Origin of the sequence: Bifidobacterium sp. ESL0728 (assembly GCF_029392015.1) — a bacterium.
GTDB lineage: Bacteria > Actinomycetota > Actinomycetes > Actinomycetales > Bifidobacteriaceae > Bifidobacterium.
In genome coordinates this window covers 514,132-533,085 of record NZ_CP113925.1, presented here as the reverse complement: position 1 = coordinate 533,085, position 18,954 = coordinate 514,132, and the positions used below count along the sequence as shown (strand labels likewise).

The following is an 18,954-nucleotide window of genomic DNA, read 5'->3' as shown; positions in this document are numbered from 1 at the left end:
GGAAAAGCAAGAAACGAACGTCGTTTTACGGAAAAATCAAGATTTCTTGATATTACGTTTTATTGGAACATACCAATACGGAGAATTCGGTCAAACCTCCATGACCAAACCATAAGCGTGAAAACCGCTATTTTATTGTGTTTCCCATTGGCGAAAACCAATCGAGAAAATAGAAATACAGTAAGTAGAAACGAAAATCAGAACGCGGTGGGTGAACTAAATGAGATGAGCGAGGCAATGGAATAGATGGGACTAGAGAGACGGAAACCGAAAATGATAGACGGCGCAATCGACGGGAAGGCCAATCCTAAAAACAACGCTTTTGGCCTATAAGCCAGGAAAGCAATTGGGGTTAAGTAAACAAAAGTGTGTCTTATGACGTCCTTCGGGCCTTGTGGGAGTAAGTGTTTGACGCTGTTTTTAACGTCCCGGGCGTTAAAACGGGTTTCCGTGTCTTCCGGCTTGACTTCGGTGCGGTGGCGTGCTGGCTGTTGCATGGCGGTATGGTCAAACGGAAATCGTCGAGGGCGAGGCGCTGCCCGCTGTGCGGGCTGCCGATGCGCAGGAACGGATACACGAAGGCCGGACGGCAGCGCTGGAGGTGCGACGCGTGCTCGGCGAGCGGCGTCGCCGCGAGGCCGGACGCCACGCGCCTGGCCGAGTTCCGCTCATGGCTCTCGTGGGCGCTGGGCCGCACGGACGTCCAGCAGGCCGCCCGGGCGATCGGGGTCGCCACCCGACAGGGGTTCGCGAAACGCACCGCCTGGTGCTGGCGGATCAGGCCCAGGCTGCCGAAGCCCCCGAAAACGCATTGCGTGGAGGTGGACGGCACGTACCTCAACGGCTGGTGCCTGCTCATCGCCGTCGACGCGGACGACGGCGCGCCGCTGGCGTTGCAGTGGTGCGACACGGAGAAGAAGGCCGCCTGGCTCGCCCTGTTCCGCCGGATCCCGCGGCCCGACGCGGTCGTCTGCGACGGCGGGCGCGGCTGCCTCGCCGCCATCGGCCAGGCATGGCCCGGCATGCGCGTGCAGCGCTGCCTGGTCCACGTGCTCCGGAACACGAGGGCCGACCTGACCTCCAGGCCGCGCACCGAGCCGGGCAAGACGCTCTACAAGCTGGCCAGAAGGCTCGTGAACGTGAAGCGCTGCGGCACCCCGGAACAGGCCGGGCAGTGGCTGGCGGACCTGAACGAATGGTACGCGGGGAACAAGGAATGGCTGGACGAACGGACCGTGGCCCGCGACCCCGACACCGGTTTCCGCCGCACCTGGTTCACCCACCAACGCGCACGCGACGCCTACCACCGGCTCAACCGCCTCAACGCCGCCGGCATGCTCTTCACATGGCTCGACCCCTCCCTGACGGCCGGAGGGCCGGTCGCGTGGAACACGAACATGCTCGAGGGCGGCGTGAACAAGCCGGTCAAGGACGCCATGCGCCGCCACAACGGCCTCAGCCCGGAACACGCCAGAAGGATCTGCGAATGGATCCTCTATATGAAGACCCGCGACCCCGACCCGGAACGGATCGCCAAAGACCGGCTCCGGAAAGGAAAACCGAAACGAGAGGAGGAGCACGACGCCATCCCGTTGCCCGGCCTCGACCGGCGCTCCGTGCAACAGACGGACCCCCAAGACCCCGCGGTAAACGCCTACGAATCAGGCTTCGGCATCAGACACGGATGGGCCGGATACTCGGCATGACCACCATCCGGACGTCATAAGACACACTTTTGTTTACTTAACTCCAAAATTGTCCAACAAAAGAAAAGTTGCCCGGCACCTCTTGCGGGGTACCGGGCAACTTATCGATTCGACTACGCTTTAAAGCGCGTTATACGCTTCAGGAAAGCGGGGCGAGGTCCAGCGGAACGCCGGGACCCATCGTCGAGGTGAGCGTCGCCTTGGAAATGTAGCGGCCCTTCACGGTGGAAGGACGCAGACGCTTGATCTCGTTGGCAACAGCCTGGAAGTTCTCTTCCAGAGCCTTCTGATCGAAGGACTTCTTGCCGATGATGAACGACAGGTTGCCGTTCTTGTCAACGCGGAACTCGATCTTGCCGCCCTTGATGTCCTTGACAGCCTTGGCCACGTCCATGGTCACGGTGCCGGTCTTCGGGTTTGGCATGAGGCCACGGGGGCCGAGCACGCGGCCCAAACGACCGACCTTGCCCATCATGTCGGGAGTGGCGACCACGGCATCAAAGTCGAGGAAACCGCCCTGCACCTTGGCGACCATGTCGTCGTCACCGACCATGTCGGCGCCGGCCTCAGCGGCTTCGGTAGCCTTCGGGCCACGTGCGAACACGAGGACCGTTGCAGTCTTACCAGTGCCGTTGGGCAGGTTGACCACGCCACGGACCAGCTGATCCGCCTTACGCGGGTCGACACCCAAGCGATAGGTGGCTTCGATGGTCTCATCGAAACCGCGCTCGGGCATGCTCTTCAGCAGTGCGATAGCCTCGGAAGCGGTGTACAGATTGCTGCCGTCGACCTTCTCGGCCGATTCACGATATTTCTTGGAATGCTTGTTAGCCATCTGTCTATCCTCCCTCAGCCTTCGACCGTGATACCCATCGAACGGGCGGTGCCCGCGATGATCTTCATTCCGGCCTCGACGTCGCGAGCGGACAGATCGGCCATCTTGGTCTCGGCGATCTCACGGACCTGTGCCGAAGTCACGGAACCGACCTTGTGGGTCAGCGGGTTGTCGGTGCCCTTCTTGATGCCGGCGGCCTTGAGCAGAAGCGCTGCGGCCGGCGGGGTCTTAAGGATGTAATCGAACGAGCGATCCTCATAGACGGTGATTTCGACAGGAACGACCTGTCCCATCTTGTCTTTCGTCGCTTCGTTGTAGGACTTGCAGAAGTCCATGATGTTGACGCCATGCGAACCGAGGGCAGGACCGAGCGGCGGGGCAGGATTGGCCTTGCCGGCCTCGATCTGCAGCTTGATCAGCGCAGTGACCTTTTTCTTAGCCATGGAAATGGCTCCTTTTCATTGTCCGTGCGGTAATGACGGTCGCCCACGACACCTTGCGATATATCAGAAAACCTTGGTATATCAGTGTCACGGGTCTCCTCCCGCAACTGATATTGCTGTGCTGTGCTAGCGGGTCTCCCCTCCAGACACAAGCCTTTCTATTATTCCAACCATGCGCGACAATGGCAATACTGATTCAAGAACCGTTATTCTTCAAATCAGTAACAATAACTCTGATACGAATGATGCCGCAGACCTTGCGACCTGCGGCATCATTACTCAAAAAACTGAACGGAACGCGACTCAGACGATCTTCTCGACCTGGCTGAAACCAAGCTCGACCGGCGTATCGCGGCCGAAGATGGAGACCAGGACAGTGAGCTTCTGCGTGGTGGGCTCGACGTCGGAAACGGCACCGGCCATCGTGGCGAACGGGCCGTCGATGACGGTGACCTGATCGCCGACCTTGTAGGAGACCTCGACGGTGCGTTTCTTGGCTGCGGCAGGCTTGTCGCCCGCTTCCTTCAAAGCCTCGGAAGCAATCATCGGAGCCATCATCTTGACGACGTCCTTGCGGCTCAGCGGCGCGGGCTCCTTGGTGGGGCCTACGAAACCGGTGACACCTTCCGTCTCGCGGACGATGCGACGGGCGTTCTCGTCGGGCCACATGCGGATGAGCACGTAACCGGGCACACGCACGCGGGTGACGACCTTCTTGCCCTTGTCGGTATGCTTCTCAACCTCTTCCATCGGCACTTCGATCTGAAAGATCTGGTCTTCAAGGCCGAAGCTCTGAATACGCGACTCGACGTTGGCCTTCACACGCTTCTCATAGCCGGAATAGGTGTGGAGCACATACCACTTACCGTCCAGACCACGCAGGCTCTTGGAGAATTCCTTGACGGCCTTGGCACCGGCATCGTCGGCGTCTTCGCCTTCGGCGTTAGTCGCAGCATCGGCAGACGTTTCAGCAGCAGTGTCATCGGTCGCTTCGGTAGCGCCTTCAGGCGCAGCCTCGGAGACCTCAGAACCCTCGGCAGAAGCCGTATCCGCAGAATCATCGGAAGTCTTTTCCGCAGCGTTCGCATTTTCGATACCCGCAACGGCATCTTGTGCCGCACTATCGACGCTGGAAGCCGCAGACGTATCCGCAGACTGCTCGTCGTTCGGCAAATCGGACAATGCGTCCAAGCCTTCAAGATTTACTTCATTATCCATGCTGTTAGTCACCTTTAAAATCGTTTACGCTCAGCCGAAGATCCAGAGGGTCAGTTTGCCAAGACCGAAATCCATTCCCGAAACAAGAGCCATCAAAATGATCACAAAAAGAAACACTGCAACCGACCAACCGGCCAGCTCCTTGGCGCTCGGGGTGACAACCTTACGCAATTCGTCGATAATCTGCTTGATGAACAAGCCGATACGCATGAAAATGTTCGGCTTGACGCTCTCTTCAGACTCGTGTGCCTTCGCCATATCCGTCCTTCGTTTGGCTTGTGATTACTTGGCAGGGAAGGCGGGACTCGAACCCACAACCTACGGTTTTGGAGACCGTTGCGCTACCAATTGCGCCACTTCCCTAGGTGAACTCTGTCTACGATACTCGAAGCACGAGACCATACGACATAAACCGCCGAGGAGATAGTCTAGCCTCTTTTACTGCTTTCGTCCACTCCACGTGTCGCGGCGAAAGCCTGGCAAACATCGCAGGGGCACTGTAAATACATCGTTTCAAACGACAAACGATCTTACTGACAACGGCGATAAGCACAGCTCCGCCGTATGCCATAAAATGCAGCGAAACCGACATCGGGCGTCGCTTTCAAACGACACCTTACAGCGCCGACAACGCGGGTGTTTTACGGTTGTCCGGCAGCACCGGCAAGCGGCGAAACCTCGCAGACAGTTGTTTTCAGCCGACCCATTCCTTGAAACGCCGCATGCCTTCGGCCAGATCGTCGTCGTCAAGCGCGTAGGAGAAACGCAGGAAACCGGGGGCGCCGAATCCTTCTCCGGGGACGGCGGCAACGTGGGCTTCCTCAAGGAGCAGCTCGGCCAGCTCCGAGGAGGTCTTGGCGACACTTCCGTTCTTGCCGAGCGGACGGTTCAGCAACGCGGTGACATCGGCGAGAGCGTAGAACGCGCCCTTAGGCGTGCGGCAGGTGACGCCGTTGATGGCGTTGAGACCGGTGACGATGGCCTTGCGACGCTTGTCGAAGGCCTTGCGCATCATCGCCACCGCATCGAGCGAGCCGGAAACGGCCGTGAACGCGGCCTGCTGGCAAACGTCGGCGACGTTGGAGGTCATGTGGCCCTGCAGTTTGGCAGCAGCTTTGGCAACCGGGATGGAGCCGATAAGCCAGCCGACACGCCAGCCGGTCATGGCGTAGGTCTTGGCAACGCCGTTCAGGACGATAAGCTGGTCGCGCACTTGTGGCACAACAGCGCCGATATACGCGGTCTTTTCGCCGTCATAGGTGAGGTGTTCGTAAATCTCGTCGCTTAAGACCCAGACGTGGTGCTCGACGGCCCACTCACCCACGGCTCGCACCGTTTCCTCGCTCCATACCGCACCGGTCGGGTTTGAGGGTGTATTGACGAAAATGGCCTTGGTACGCGGCGTACGTGCGGCTTCAAGCGCCTCGACCGTGGGCTGGAAGCCGTTTTCGGTACCGCTGAAAACAGTGACTGGCTTGCCGCCGGCAAGTTTCACAGCCTGCGGATATGTGGTCCAATAGGGAGCGGGAATGATAACCTCGTCGCCGGGATTGATGAGAATCTGGAGCGCTTCGTAAACGGCCTGTTTGCCGCCGTTGGTCACCACGATCTGGTCGGGCGAGACTTCATATCCGGAGTCGCGCAGCGTTTTTTCCGCGATGGCCTTGCGAAGCTGTGGCAGACCCGGGGTCGGGGTGTAACGATGGTTTTTCGGGTCGTGGCACGCTGCGGCGGCCGCGTCAACGATGTAATCGGGAGTCGGGAAATTGGGCTCGCCGGCACCGAAACCGATGACGTCGACGCCCGCGGCCTTCATCGCCTTTGCCTTAGAATCCACAGCCAGGGTAGCGCTCGGCGCCACGGAATTGATACGGTCACTCAACATCTGCCACTCTGCCATTTTATCTCCCGCGCTCTTAAGTGGTCATTACCAACTTAAGACTAGACCGCCGTGGCGAATTGACGAGGCGGATGTGCATATAACGAAATCGGGACGTATTCTCAAACTTTATGGTGTCGCCATTCCACAAACCCTGAAATCAATTAATCACAGACGAATAACGCTTTGAACTCCAACAGCCGTCGGGCTCGTGCGACTGCTACTTTGTTTCCAAGACTTCACGACTGGCGAATCACAACCAAATCCCGAAACGAATTTGAAATTCACTTCCAAATGCATGATCGATACTACGAAAATGGGTTATCCCTACGAAATTCCAGTAGCCAGCAGCCGGGATTACTACCACCTTGCGGAAATATTACAACAGAACAAGATTATCGCGATGCACCAGCGGATGGGCATACTCCTCGCCCAGGAGTCGTTTGAGTTGGGAGGTGTCGCGGCCGAGGGTGTGGGGAATTTCGTCGGAATCGAAACTCGAGAGGCCCTTGGCGATGTGATTGCCCTCTTCGTCATTAATCCAGACAGGGTCGCCGGCGGAAAAATCGCCGTGGACTTCAAGCACGCCGGCTGCAAGCAGGCTGGCTTTACCACCGAGAACAGCCTTGATGGCACCTTTGTCGCCAATCAACGAACCGCGCGGGTTCGCGGCGAAACCAATCCACAGGCGACGCGAGGAATCACGGTGTTGAGACGGGGCAAACGCCGTACCAGTAGGTTTGCCGCTCAGCGCGTCCTCTATATTATCGGCGCTGGTCAGCACGACGGGAATACCGGAATTGACTGCTATACGTGCCGCTTCGAGCTTGGTGACCATGCCGCCGGTGCCGACGCCGGACGAACTGCCAACCACCGAAACTTCATTCAGAATCTCGTCGGCGTCTGGGACGAAACCGACTCGTTCGGCTCCTGGCATGGAAGGCGGAGTGGTGTAAAGCCCATCGACGTCGGTGAGCAGGATCAAAGCGTCTGCACGCACCAAGTTGGCGACCAGCGTGGAAAGATGGTCGTTGTCGCCGAAACGGATTTCGTTCGTCGCCAGCGCGTCGTTTTCGTTGACAATCGGCACCACGTTAAGGTCAAGAAGGCGCTGCAACGTGCGTTGGGCGTTGCGATAGCGGGAAGCGTGCATCGTGTCATCGGCGGTGAGCAAAATCTGGCCGACACGCACACCGTAACGGGCAAAACCGGTCTCATAATGCTGCATCAACACGCCCTGACCTACCGACGCTGCGGCCTGCTGGGTCGAGACATCGTCCGGCCTCGAGTCGAAACCTAGCGGGCCAAAGCCTGCGGCGATGGCACCGGATGACACCAACACCATGCGGGTGCCGTTTTTGGCATGCTGCGCCAGAACCTCGACCAAAGCACTGACCTTATCCGTATCCAAATGGCCGGAAGGCTTGGTCAGCGAGCTGGAACCGACCTTCACCACCACGGTTCGCGCGTCCGCCACCGATTGGCGAACCTGCGATTCACTTGCTGTGTTCATTAACCGTCACCTGTTTTGCGTTTTGCGCCATCTGTCACCTTCACAGAAAGGCAAAACGCTTCTCGTTTCATCCCAAATTATATATGGACAACCATGAATGGCATATATGAAGCTAACCTATGCCTTCACCGGTCGCCGCGAAACAGTCGGTGCCAAATTGTTTCAGCCGACATTGCCGAATCACAATCCTCATTAATTTAGACAACATCAGCCGGGACAAACCCCGCAAATTCAAGGGCTGTCCCTGCGATTCCACATCAGTTATCGCTGGTGGCGTTCTCGATGTCATCATCATGGCCGCCCAAAATCGCGTGTTCGTCGTGACGGTCGTCGTCGACGCTCGGGTCAGCCCAGTGGCCGGCGAAGCGCTCCTGACGCATGGCTTCTCGTACGGCGGTTTTCGCGTCCATCATCTCATGATACTGACGACGACGCTCGGCGTTGGTGCGGCGGCGGACGCGGTTGCCATCGGCTCCGTCGTCCAAGCGCAGATCCTTGCCTCGAGCACCCAACTGAGTGCCGTCGAGCATTTCCGCGCCGGCAGCGATGGTCGGGTCCCAATCGAAGGCGACCGCGTTCTCGCCCTTGCCGATACGCACCTCGTCACCGGGTTTGGCACCGTGACGGCGCAGTTCATCTTCAACACCCAAGCCAGCCAGGCGGTCGGCAAGATAGCCCACGGCCTCGTCGTTGTCGAAATTGGTCTGGCGCACCCAGCGCTCCGGCTTCGCTCCGGTGACGGCGAACCACACGGCTCCCCTACGGTTGGTCTCGCGCTCGACATTGAAATCAAGCGAGGTGCCGCGTTCGTCATCGGCTCGGCGACGCCTACGTGCCGGCTGCTCCAACGGCTTGATGACCACGCGTTCCTCATCACGTTCGGCCTCTTCCTTGGCCAACTTCGCTCGCAGCTCAGTCACCATCTTGCCCAAAGCGAAACCAAGCTCCTTGAGACCTTCATGAGAGGCTGTCGAAACGATGAAGGTTTTGAGCCCCATCTTCTCGAACTCGGGACGCACAAATTCCGCCAATTCCTTGGCTTCGGGCACGTCGGCCTTGTTGAGGATGATGACGCGAGGACGCTCGGGAATCGGGATGACGCCAAGCGGAAGCTTCAGCTGGGCCGCATACTTCGCCAGTTCGTCTTCCAGCGCATGGTAGTCGGAAATCGGGTCGCGATCAGGTTCCAGCGTGGCACAATCGATGACGTGCGCGATGATTTCGGTACGTTCGATATGGCGCAGGAACTCAAGGCCGAGCCCCTTGCCTTCGGAAGCTCCGGGAATGAGCCCCGGAACATCAGCGATCGTATAGCGGTATTCCTCAAGCTTCACGACACCCAAGTTCGGTACCAGCGTAGTGAAGGGATAATCGGCGATTTTCGGCTTCGCAGCGCTCATCGCGGCGATCAGGCTGGACTTGCCAGCCGACGGGAAGCCTACCAAAGCGACGTCCGCAATGGATTTGAGCTCAAGAATCACATCGCGTTCTTCACCCGGTTCACCAAGCAGCGCGAAGCCGGGGGCGCGGCGTGTCTTGTTGGCCAGCGCGGCGTTGCCAAGACCACCCATACCGCCTGCAGCAGCGACGAACTTGTCACCGGCGTGGCGCAGATCGGCCAGCTCACGGCCCGGGTGCTTGGCTTTGCCTTGCGCACCCTTGGCTTCGAAAATCACCGTTCCCGACGGAACGGGCAGCACCACGTCGGCGCCTTTCGAACCGTCCTTGGTGTCGCCCAACCCCATCGTGCCGCTTTCGGCCTTGCGGTGCGGGACGAAACGATAATCCAAAAGGTTGTTGGCGTTGGCATCCGCCACAAAGATGACGGAACCGCCGTCCCCGCCGTTGCCTCCGTTCGGACCTGCCAGCGGCTTGTATTTCTCGCGCTTCACACCTGCGGAACCGTTGCCGCCATCTCCGCCCTTGACGTGGACGGTCACTCTATCTACAAAGTCTGTCATATTTCCTTACCTTACCGGTGGGTATTCATCTTCCCATACCCCCACCGACGAGACGCAAAATTATCGTTTTGGGCAAAAGTTCCGGTATTGCCTCCCCTATGAATTTGAACAATTTGCGGAAATTAGAGTCAGGCTAATTAAGCAAAACTTATCTTAAATTCCAATCAAGCAATCAACTCGACTACCAACAAGTACCTTCAAAACTATTTATCTGTCGTAAGTTCAGGTAATGAAGAATCTGCGTTTTCTTCATCAAGAAGCTTCTGAAGTTCTTTGGCGGTCTTCTTGAGATAACGAAGGCTTTTTTTAATTCTCTTGATTATTGCTTTGTCCGTCTTTTGCTCTGATCTTCCCTGTTGTTTCCCTTGTTTCGATAGCTGCGATGCCATCTCGAAATAATTCTCTAACTGGTTGATTTCAATGTCTAGCCGTGCTTGAAGCCCCATCATAACTTGCCGGCGTTCCTCTGTATCAGAAAGAATCTCTTTGCACACCGTCAATAATTTGGAACATTCATCCAAAATATAGGTATCTGACGAGCCCATCACCATAGAAGCCGCGGTGAGTGATCCACCAGCTCCAAGCATGCCGAGTACAGCACCGCCGCCTGCAATCACAGCGGTACCTCCTGCCATGCCCAAGCCTCCGACAGCAAGCGACCCTCCGCCCAACGCGGCCAAACTTGCACTGGTCAAGGCAGCGCCCGACAAACCGGCAACAGCCGAACCGGCTGTATAAGCTGCTACCGCAGGAGCAATCACAGGAGCAAATATCAGTGCCGCACCTCCGCCAACGGAGATAAGAGCAACAGTTCCAGCCACTTCTATGGCTTTATGCTTGTTGCTGCCACTAACGATGCCCTTATATTTCTCAAATGTCTTCTTGAGTCGAGAACATTCTTGTTCATGCATAACGGGACACTTGACGCACCAAATGTCATCCAAGTAAGCATTGTCAAACGGCAACTTCCCATCATGCTTCTCATGACGAGTTTCGTCCGAGGATTCTTTCTTCCTACTTGCATGATTTCCTAAATCGGCGTAAGGAGTGAACAATGCCGCCTCCAACGCAACCACATGAATCCACTCTTCATTGCTGCGTTTTACTTCGGAATCAACCCTCCGATACATCTCGTCTTCGTCATAAAGACTGAATTCTTTCGCCAGCTTTCCTTGCCACTCGTCAAGCCAAGCTTCTTTGGCGTTTCTTTTTTGGGCATTCTTCGTGTGCTCAATATCTACTTTGACGGCGCAACGCTCGAGCGAATAAAGGATAGACATCTGCTCATGGGTAAGAGTAAAGGCAGCGAACGCACGCTCCTCATTCTTCGCATATTCCTCGTCACGCTCTTTTTGCCGTTGCTTCCTTTCCTCGTTATGGTTACCCAGCACTCTCTTGGCATCAGTAACTATGGAAATAGTCAAGTAGGTGACACCGGCAAGATTTATTCGAACCACAAAACTTTTCAGATATTGTACCGCCTCAGCGTGCAAACCATTTTCTAGCACAGTACGAATGCTGGCATCAGTGACATCCAAAAGCTCGAAAGTGGCTGAAGCAATCGTATCCATTCGTGTCAGTACTGAATCCTGATCAGGCGGGATATCAGAAATCTCCAACTGTCTGAGTTCCTTGAAATCATTTATTCTCCGGTTTTTGATTTCTTGGTATAGCCTGTGCAAAACATAGCAAACCCGTACCAGAACAATATTGAGAACCACCGGAATTGCCTGCCTGCCCAATTCATGAGCGACGCCAAACTCTCCACGAAAATCAAGGCGTCTTGGCTCTTTGCGTCCCTGCTCGTTGATTGTATCGAGCAAAGTGCCGTTGAAGAGTTTTGAAATCAGCTTTCTAAAGTCAAGAGAGTCGACCTTGCCATCTTTGAAAATCGGAAGTGTTGAAATATCTTTCAAAATCGAGAGAATTGGGCCAGGTATTCCCGTTCCTTCGCCAGGGTTGTTACTTGAACCGGCCATGTCGCTGACCATGTGAAGGAACCATTCAACAGTACCATTGAAAATCTTCTTTTCAAGAGTTTTGCCTATTAAACCTTTGTCGTCGACGATTTTGATTGCCTGAAACACACCGTGCGTGTCAGTGCCGTATACACATCCTGTGAATTGCGTAAGCAGGGAAAAAGCCAAACCGTCCAGACCAAAATGGTGAGAGAAATCCCTGAGATGGTGCTGTAGACCGCCTCCAAATTGCGCTGTAGCCTTATCACCTACAAATGGATGACGCTTTTCCAAAAACGGAATAGCTTCCTCTATTGAATTACCTTTAAATTTCGAATCAAGTTTTGCGACAGAGACTACAAAATTATTGATTTTCTCAGAACCCCAGCTCTCAGCATTGTCCAGGGAAAAACTACGCACAAACAAAGAATCAACAGCAGCGGACAAAACCCCGGACGCAGCTGCCAAACCATAATCTATTCGGTGATCTTCATCGATCGTTTGATCGTCGTCAATCTCGATTCCTTCAACTCTGATGGAATCTCCGACAGAAATGTCAAGCACGGAATCGTCATCGTTGCCGGTCTTTGAAATCGTTGGTCTGTCATCGCCGAAACCATATGAATAAGTAATCGTTACATCTGTATCTTTACTTGACCAAATCTCAAGCTCTTTGCCGGTCATTGCCACCTCATTGTGTTTTTACGAATATCAAAGCACTACGCAGTTATTCCAGCGACCTGCTTCTTCGCTTTCTTGGCATCTTGAGCGTCCCAATATGCCACTGCCCTATCAATAGATGCCCGTATCTCAGGGGTAATCGGTCTAACGTGGATAATTGAGTCCGGGTCTACGTGCCATTCGCCGTTTTCGATTTCCTTATCCCACTGATCCAGCTGTTCTTCTGTTACACCAAGACTACGATTGATTTCTTCTCGATTCATCATTACCTCCTTAAATCAGTCCAAGTTCTTTCAGTATACCTTTTGTCGGTGGAGTATAGGCATGGAATATAACCCAACGGCCATCGCTATTCATCGAAAATATTAGCTCCATCGACCTTCCTTTACCATCTAGGCCGACAGCAATCCATCGATTGATACTTCTTTTTCTACGGCTGAAATCCATCAATGAATACCATGCAGCCTTCACGTCATCATCGGTGATGTCGGGATGGCGCTCGTGAATGCGCGGGTGGATAATCGGGTCTTCGTTCATGGTTCCATTGAACAGGAAATTGGACGAATTTCGTGGGAAAATCGGGTGATGTGGTCGGATGATAGGGGTTATCCACATTTGAGGCGTGTCGCGGGATCAGCCGCTGAATTATCCACATAATTACTAGAGCATTCTGCGAATTGTCCATCGAATTTTTGAGGTGTTTTAAAGACTATCCACCGGATTATCAATATAAATGAAAGATTATTGAATTCAAACTGAAAATAAACCAAATTATGCACTGAACCAATAAAACCGAGAAATCTGTCCACAATTCCGCAATGGCACAGGAAATTACCTACACACACCTGGGGCGCGTCCGAGGGAATACGGCTTCGGCATCGACTGGCACGAATTCCACACCGCTACCCTATACCCCCAACGTAACCGACCAGAGACACGTTCCAGGTCAATAACCCCAAAACATGCACTCCAATGAGTGAGACCGCAACTTGCCCGACTATGCACAAAAACCAAAAGGCCGCACCCGCATGGGGTACGACCTTTTGTTAATAACTAGATAGGCTCGACTATCTCACTCGGAGACGACGTCGACGACCTTGCGATCGCGGCGAATGCCGAACTTCACGTTGCCGTCGGACAGAGCGAACAAGGTGTGATCCTTGCCGGTGCCGACGTTCTGGCCGGCGTGGAACTTGGTGCCACGCTGACGAACGATGATGTTGCCGGCGACGACAGGCTCGCCACCGAACTTCTTCACGCCGAGGTATTGTGCGCTTGAATCGCGACCGTTGCGGGAAGCGGATGCGCCCTTCTTATGTGCCATTGTCTGTTCCTTTCAGTCTTTAATTACCGTTGTTCTACAATCAGGCGATTGCCGTGATCTTGATGACGGAAAGCGGCTGACGATGACCCTTGCGACGGGCGACACCAGTCTTGTTCTTGAACTTCTGAATATTGATCTTCGGACCCTTGGCCTCATCGTCAACGACTTCAGCCTTGACGGAAACCTTGGCAAGATCCTTGGCGGCGAGCGTCACCTTGGCGCCGTCGACCACGAGCGCGACCGGGAACTCCACGGTATCGCCCTTCTTCGCATTGAGACGGTTGACCAGGATGACGTCACCGACCTCGACCTTTTCCTGATGGCCACCGGCCTTCACAATCGCGTACATATCTCGTTCCTTGCTATTTCGAAAGCTAAACTGCCCAGCACGTCTTCGACTTCCACGGCCAGACACCAGTCTTTTAGAGTACACCGACCTACGTACTAACGTCAACCAATCCTAACGGCATGTCGGTACGTTGCGGGCGGCTTGGGGTGTTGTGTTCCCGATTTCACAAAAGAAAGGCGAAAGTGAAACCGGGAACTTTGAACTAATTTCCTCAGTCCTTATCGGTCGAGGAATCAGAGGACGAATCCGACTCGGATGCCTCTTCCTTTTCCTCATCGTTGGCCGCCACCGCAGCCGCGGCGATCTGCGCCAACTTGGCCTTGACCGCGGGGCTTGAGCCCTTCGGGGCCTGCACCTCGGGGGCGCTGCCGTGGCCGTGCTTGTTGGTGTGCACGAACGGGTCGCCGCCCTTCATCGCGTAGGGATCAGCGTAATCGGCGGAAATCGTGGGTTCGTCGTGGAGGATGAAACCGCGGCCCTTGCAGGTCGGGCATTCCTCGGAGAACGCCTCCACCAAGCCCTGACCGATGCGCTTGCGGGTCATCTGCACCAAGCCCAGCGAAGTGACCTCGGCCACTTGATGCTTGGTGCGGTCGCGCGCGAGGCACTCGACCAGACGCCGCAGCACGAGGTCGCGGTTGGCGGGCATCACCATGTCGACGTAATCAATCATGATCATGCCACCGATATCGCGCAGACGCAGCTGACGGGCGATTTCCTCACTCGCCTCAAGGTTACAACGGGTGACCGTTTCCTCAAGCGACTTGCCCTTGCCGATGAACCGGCCGGTGTTGACGTCGATGGTGGTCATGGCCTCGGTGCGGTCGATGACGATCGAGCCGCCGCTTGGCAGGTAGACCTGACGTTCCATGCCCTTGCGAAGCTGGGAGTCGATCTGCCACTTGTCAAAGACGTCCTTGCCCTGATGCTCCTCGGGGTCCCACTTTTCGAGGCGATCCTTCAAGTCAGGGGCCATGGTGTCGAGGTATTCCTCGATACGTTCGTAGACCTTGTCGCCTTCGACGATGAGCTTGGAGAAGTCGTCGTTGAAGATGTCGCGGACCACACGGATGGCGACGTCGGGCTCGCCCTGCAGAAGCTTAGCGCGCTTGCCGTTGTGATAGAGCTTGCGCTTGTCCTCGATCTTGCTCCACTGGCGCTTGAGGTTTTCAAGATCCTTCTTCAGCGCGTCCTCGCTGGCACCGTCGGCTGCCGTGCGGATGATGACGCCCATATCCTTCGGGGCGATCTTGGAGACGATCGATTTGAGCCTGCCGCGTTCGCGTTCGGGCAGCTTGCGGCTCACGCCGGTCATGCCGCCTGAAGGAACAAGCACGAGGAAACGACCCGCAAGCGTGACCTGCGAAGTCAGGCGGGCGCCCTTGTGCCCGATCGGATCCTTGGTGACCTGAACCAGAACGGGGTCGCCGGACTTGAAGGCGAGTTCGATGCGGCGCGGCTGGCCCTCGAGACGCGTGGCGTCCCAGTTGACCTCGCCGGCGTAAAGCACGCCGTTGCGCGGTTGGCCGATGTCGACGAACGCGGCCTCCATGCTGGGAAGCACGTTCTGCACGCGGCCCAGGTAGATGTTACCGACGGTCGCGACCTCCTGGATATCGGAAACATAATGCTCGACGAGCACGTTGTCCTCAATCACGGAAATCTGGGTATGCTGGCCCTTTTCGCGCACGACCATCAGACGGTCGACGTTCTCGCGACGGGCGAGGAAGTCCTGCTCGATCAGCTGGTTCTGACGGCTGCGCTCGCGGCGGTTGTCGCGGCGACGCTGCTTCTTGGCCTCAAGACGTGTGGAGCCTTCGATATCGGTGATTTCGTCGATATACTGCTGTTTGCGAGAGCGACGCGAGCCGGAACGCGACGAATCGCGGCTATTGCCGGTGTCATCGTTCTTGGAACCGCGATGGCGGCGACGGCGACGGGTCAGCGGCTGATCGTCACTGTCCTCTTCGGATTCGCGCCTGCGACGGCGACGGGTTTCACCGTGGTCGTCATCGCCACGCTCGTTACGGCTGTCACGCCCGTTACGTTCGCCATTACCCTTGCGCCCGCCGCGAGAACCACGCTCTTCGCTTTCGTCTTCATCATCGATTTCAGCGTCGTCACGATTACCGCGCGAAGAACCGCGTCCGCCACGCTCACGACGGGAATTCCGTTCGCTGCCACGCCCGCGGCGTGTCCGCCCTCCGGATTGTTCGGCTTCCACATCGTCGATGGGACGATAGGTGATGTCATCGTCTTCGAGGTCTTCCTCGATCTGTTCGATTTCGTCTGCGGCGTGACGTTCTTCGGCGTTCAGCCTACGACGACGGTGCGTGCGACGCTCAGTGCGCTCGGCGGCTTCTTCGTCGTAAATATCGTCATCATCGCCAGAACGACGCGAACGACGGACCATACGCGAGAAATTCTCGTTGTCGTCCTCGTAATCGCGGTCCCGATCATTGCTCCTGCCACGCCTGGAACCTGACCTGCCCCGACGTTCGTCCTGTTCTTCGTCCAAACGTTCATCATCGCGCTCGGAGCTTCGGCGTGAACGGCTGCCACGCCCGGAACGACGCGAACCTCTCTCGTCTTTCTCGCTCTCCTCAGCTGCGCGTGAACGGGAACGCCGCCGAGTGACCTTGGGCTCTTCGCTCTCGTCATCTCCGTCTTCACCAGGAAGCACAGGCTCTTGGAAAAGCAACGATGTCATCGGACGCGGGGTGTGATGGCTTTCGTGGCCTTTCGGAAGCCCCTCTACGGCGTCAATGACACGTTCCTCAGCGCTTTCGATGTTGGCTTCCGCTTTGGCCTCACTTGCGGATACGGAATCGGCAGACCTGCTGCGGGACCTTGCAGCGCTCGTACGGCGGCTACGGCCCGAAGCGGAAGATTCGTTCGATTCCTCAGATTTGCTACTTCCAGCATTTCGACCGAGTGTTTGAGATTCCTCATTCGCGTCTTCGTCATTGCGGACACGGCTACGTGCGCGCGTTCTCCTCACCGTGCCGGATGCAGAAGCATTCGCACGACGCGAAGTGGAAGATGCTCTGCTACCCCTCGAGTCTGTCGATTTCGAGCCCGTCTCGGCTCCGTTTTCATCGGACTTTTCTTCGGCCTTTGCGGTTTTGGCGCTTTCACGCTCTTCGACTTTCAGCGCGACGTCGGCACCGGCAGCGCCGGGACCGCGCACCACGCGACGCCGAACCGTACGGCGACGGGTCGTGGTCTCGCTTTCCGCAGGTGAAGATGAAGAAGATAAACTGGTATCGTTTTGTTTGGCGTCGTCGGCTTGACCGACCCCGCCTCGGGTTACTCTGGGCACAATGCTCCTCGTCGACATGCTGCAATCATGTCGGCTTATCCGGCCGTCTACGGCTCTCACACCGCGCTCTCACCGCGGCCACGCAACATCTGCGCTCGTAGCCGGCAATCTAAAAGTCTACGTTCGTCACGGCGGACACCGGCACTCGCGGATTAGCACACGAGGGGATCAACGCCATCGGAATTCGGCAACTTGCAGAATCACCAACTTTTATTATACGTCCATCATGGGCCAATATGGAGCAAACTACGTAAATTACCCGCGAAGCCTCCACCAAATAATCGATTGACCCACTATCGCAGCCAATCCTCAAGAATATCGGCAAGCAGTGTGAGTTGGCTTTCCGGGATCTGTTCATCGGCCTTATGCGCCAAAAGCGGGGAACCTGCGCCAAGATTGACCGCCGGGACTCCGATGGACGAGAAGCGGGCGACGTCGGTCCAGCCGAGCTTGGCCTGGGGTTTTAGACCGGTCTTCTTTTCGACTAGTTCGGCCAAGGAAACGGCAAGCGGCGCGTCCATACCTGGGCGGGCGGAAGGCGACTCGTCCTTCATCTCGATATTGAAGCCTTCGAACATGCCGCCGGTCGCCTTGTGCTCGCCGTTGCCCATTTCGGCACCGGCATCGGCACCCATCATCAACGCTTTTGCAGCCGGCAAATCCTTATCCGGAGCAAAACGATAGTTGACGTGGATGCGGCATTCGTCGGGGATGACGTTGGTGCCTTTGCCCCCGGAAATCAGGGTGGCGTTGACGCCTTCGCGGTAGGCCAGGCCGTCCACCTCGATATCCTGCGGAACGTAAGCGGCAAGCCGGTCGAGTACTGGTGCCGCTTTATGAATGGCGTTTTCCCCCATCCAAGCGCGTGCGGAATGCGCAGCGACACCGTGGGTGACGACGTCGAAACGCATGGTGCCGTTACAGCCACCTTCAATGCCGCAATCCGTGGGCTCGCCGATAATCGCGAAATCGCCCTGTATCCATTCGGGATGGGCCTTGGCGACTTTCCCGAGGCCGTTCTTTTCGGCCACAACTTCCTCATGGTCATAGAAAACATACGTAAGGTCGTATTTCGGAGACGTCATTGTGGCCGCCAGATAGAGCATCACCGCGTCGCTGGCCTTCATATCCGTCGCGCCACGGCCGAACATCACGCGCTCGCCAGGTTTCGCCTTTGCTGCCACGTCCTCGCGAATCCGCTTATCCCCCGGCTCAAGCCAGACCGGAGGGAAATTACCGATGATCGGAACCGTATCAAGGTGACCAGCGAGCACGACCCGCTGTTCGCGGTCGAATGAAGTCGAGGCGACCACGGTGTCACCCATACGGTGAACCGTCAGATGCGGCTGATTATGCAGAAACGCCTCCACATCGTCGGCGAGCGCCGTCTCGTCATCGGATACCGAATACGATTCCATCAATGCTTCGAATAGTCCATTGAGCGCGGCCTTGCGCGTAGTTCCCTGTTGTATCGTCAAACTCATGGTTTCATCCTAGCGGACCGTTTCCCGGATTTCACGCATCTGTCAAATCCGTACGCATTATCAATGTGACACAAATTCGATACGTAGGAAATTATAGAAACTAATTGAAACGTATCGAAACCTTGAGCGGTCAAATCGAAGACAAAACTGGCTTTACACCGCATGCCAAAGCAGGTACTTTCAAACTGACATCACCAAATTTTTCTTCACCGGCATCGCAGCGATAATGCCGTAAAATATACTGAACGACGGTTTTCGACCAAATATCTTCTGAGACGGAC

15 protein-coding genes and 1 tRNA gene are annotated in these 18,954 nt (G+C 56.1%); 1 reads left to right on the top strand and 15 read right to left on the bottom strand.

Going from position 1 to position 18,954, the window contains the following annotated elements; all coding sequences use genetic code 11:
* The first annotated feature begins 503 nt into the window (after positions 1–503).
* Positions 504–1,706: an IS1249 family transposase gene (locus OZX67_RS01770; protein WP_277143607.1), complete on the top strand. Its 1,203-nt coding sequence runs from the start codon at positions 504–506 to the stop codon at positions 1,704–1,706.
* 139 nt (positions 1,707–1,845) lie between these two features.
* On the opposite strand, the gene rplA is transcribed toward OZX67_RS01770, so the two are convergent.
* The 15 genes from rplA to dapE all read right to left on the bottom strand — a co-directional run bounded on the left by rplA (position 1,846) and on the right by dapE (position 18,673).
* Entirely contained in the window at positions 1,846–2,541 is a 696-nt protein-coding gene (rplA, locus tag OZX67_RS01765) for a 50S ribosomal protein L1 (RefSeq protein ID WP_277143605.1), read from the bottom strand.
* A 14-nt stretch (positions 2,542–2,555) separates the two neighbouring features.
* Complete coding sequence (gene rplK / locus OZX67_RS01760; RefSeq protein ID WP_277143602.1) at positions 2,556–2,984, bottom strand: 50S ribosomal protein L11; 429 nt, start codon at positions 2,982–2,984, stop codon at positions 2,556–2,558.
* Positions 2,985–3,287: 303 nt separating this feature from the next.
* Positions 3,288–4,202, bottom strand: a complete 915-nt coding sequence (gene nusG, locus OZX67_RS01755) for a transcription termination/antitermination protein NusG (protein WP_277143600.1) — start codon at positions 4,200–4,202, stop codon at positions 3,288–3,290.
* Between the two features lie 30 nt (positions 4,203–4,232).
* Positions 4,233–4,460 (bottom strand): preprotein translocase subunit SecE, encoded by a 228-nt coding sequence (gene secE, locus OZX67_RS01750; RefSeq protein WP_277143598.1) that lies wholly within the window; start codon positions 4,458–4,460, stop codon positions 4,233–4,235.
* Between the two features lie 29 nt (positions 4,461–4,489).
* Positions 4,490–4,565: transfer RNA gene (locus OZX67_RS01745), tRNA-Trp, on the bottom strand.
* A 331-nt stretch (positions 4,566–4,896) separates the two neighbouring features.
* Positions 4,897–6,102 carry a pyridoxal phosphate-dependent aminotransferase gene (locus OZX67_RS01740; RefSeq protein WP_277143596.1) on the bottom strand — a complete coding sequence of 402 codons (1,206 nt, stop codon included), beginning with the start codon at positions 6,100–6,102 and terminating at the stop codon, positions 4,897–4,899.
* A gap of 358 nt (positions 6,103–6,460) precedes the next feature.
* Positions 6,461–7,594 carry a glutamate 5-kinase gene (gene proB / locus OZX67_RS01735; protein WP_277143594.1) on the bottom strand — a complete coding sequence of 378 codons (1,134 nt, stop codon included), beginning with the start codon at positions 7,592–7,594 and terminating at the stop codon, positions 6,461–6,463.
* A 257-nt stretch (positions 7,595–7,851) separates the two neighbouring features.
* A complete protein-coding gene (gene obgE / locus OZX67_RS01730) occupies positions 7,852–9,555 on the bottom strand; it encodes a GTPase ObgE (RefSeq protein WP_277143592.1) in 1,704 nt (567 codons plus the stop codon).
* 203 nt (positions 9,556–9,758) lie between these two features.
* Entirely contained in the window at positions 9,759–12,197 is a 2,439-nt protein-coding gene (locus tag OZX67_RS01725; RefSeq protein WP_277143590.1) for a hypothetical protein, read from the bottom strand.
* 35 nt (positions 12,198–12,232) lie between these two features.
* A complete protein-coding gene (locus tag OZX67_RS01720; RefSeq protein WP_277143588.1) occupies positions 12,233–12,460 on the bottom strand; it encodes a hypothetical protein in 228 nt (75 codons plus the stop codon).
* 7 nt (positions 12,461–12,467) lie between these two features.
* Positions 12,468–12,731 (bottom strand): hypothetical protein, encoded by a 264-nt coding sequence (locus OZX67_RS01715; protein ID WP_277143586.1) that lies wholly within the window; start codon positions 12,729–12,731, stop codon positions 12,468–12,470.
* A gap of 535 nt (positions 12,732–13,266) precedes the next feature.
* Positions 13,267–13,518, bottom strand: a complete 252-nt coding sequence (gene rpmA / locus OZX67_RS01710; protein WP_277143584.1) for a 50S ribosomal protein L27 — start codon at positions 13,516–13,518, stop codon at positions 13,267–13,269.
* Positions 13,519–13,558: 40 nt separating this feature from the next.
* Entirely contained in the window at positions 13,559–13,867 is a 309-nt protein-coding gene (gene rplU / locus OZX67_RS01705) for a 50S ribosomal protein L21 (RefSeq protein ID WP_277143582.1), read from the bottom strand.
* A 211-nt stretch (positions 13,868–14,078) separates the two neighbouring features.
* Entirely contained in the window at positions 14,079–17,189 is a 3,111-nt protein-coding gene (locus OZX67_RS01700; protein ID WP_277143580.1) for an Rne/Rng family ribonuclease, read from the bottom strand.
* Positions 17,190–17,482: 293 nt separating this feature from the next.
* Entirely contained in the window at positions 17,483–18,673 is a 1,191-nt protein-coding gene (gene dapE, locus OZX67_RS01695; RefSeq protein WP_277143578.1) for a succinyl-diaminopimelate desuccinylase, read from the bottom strand.
* Positions 18,674–18,954 lie beyond the last annotated feature (281 nt).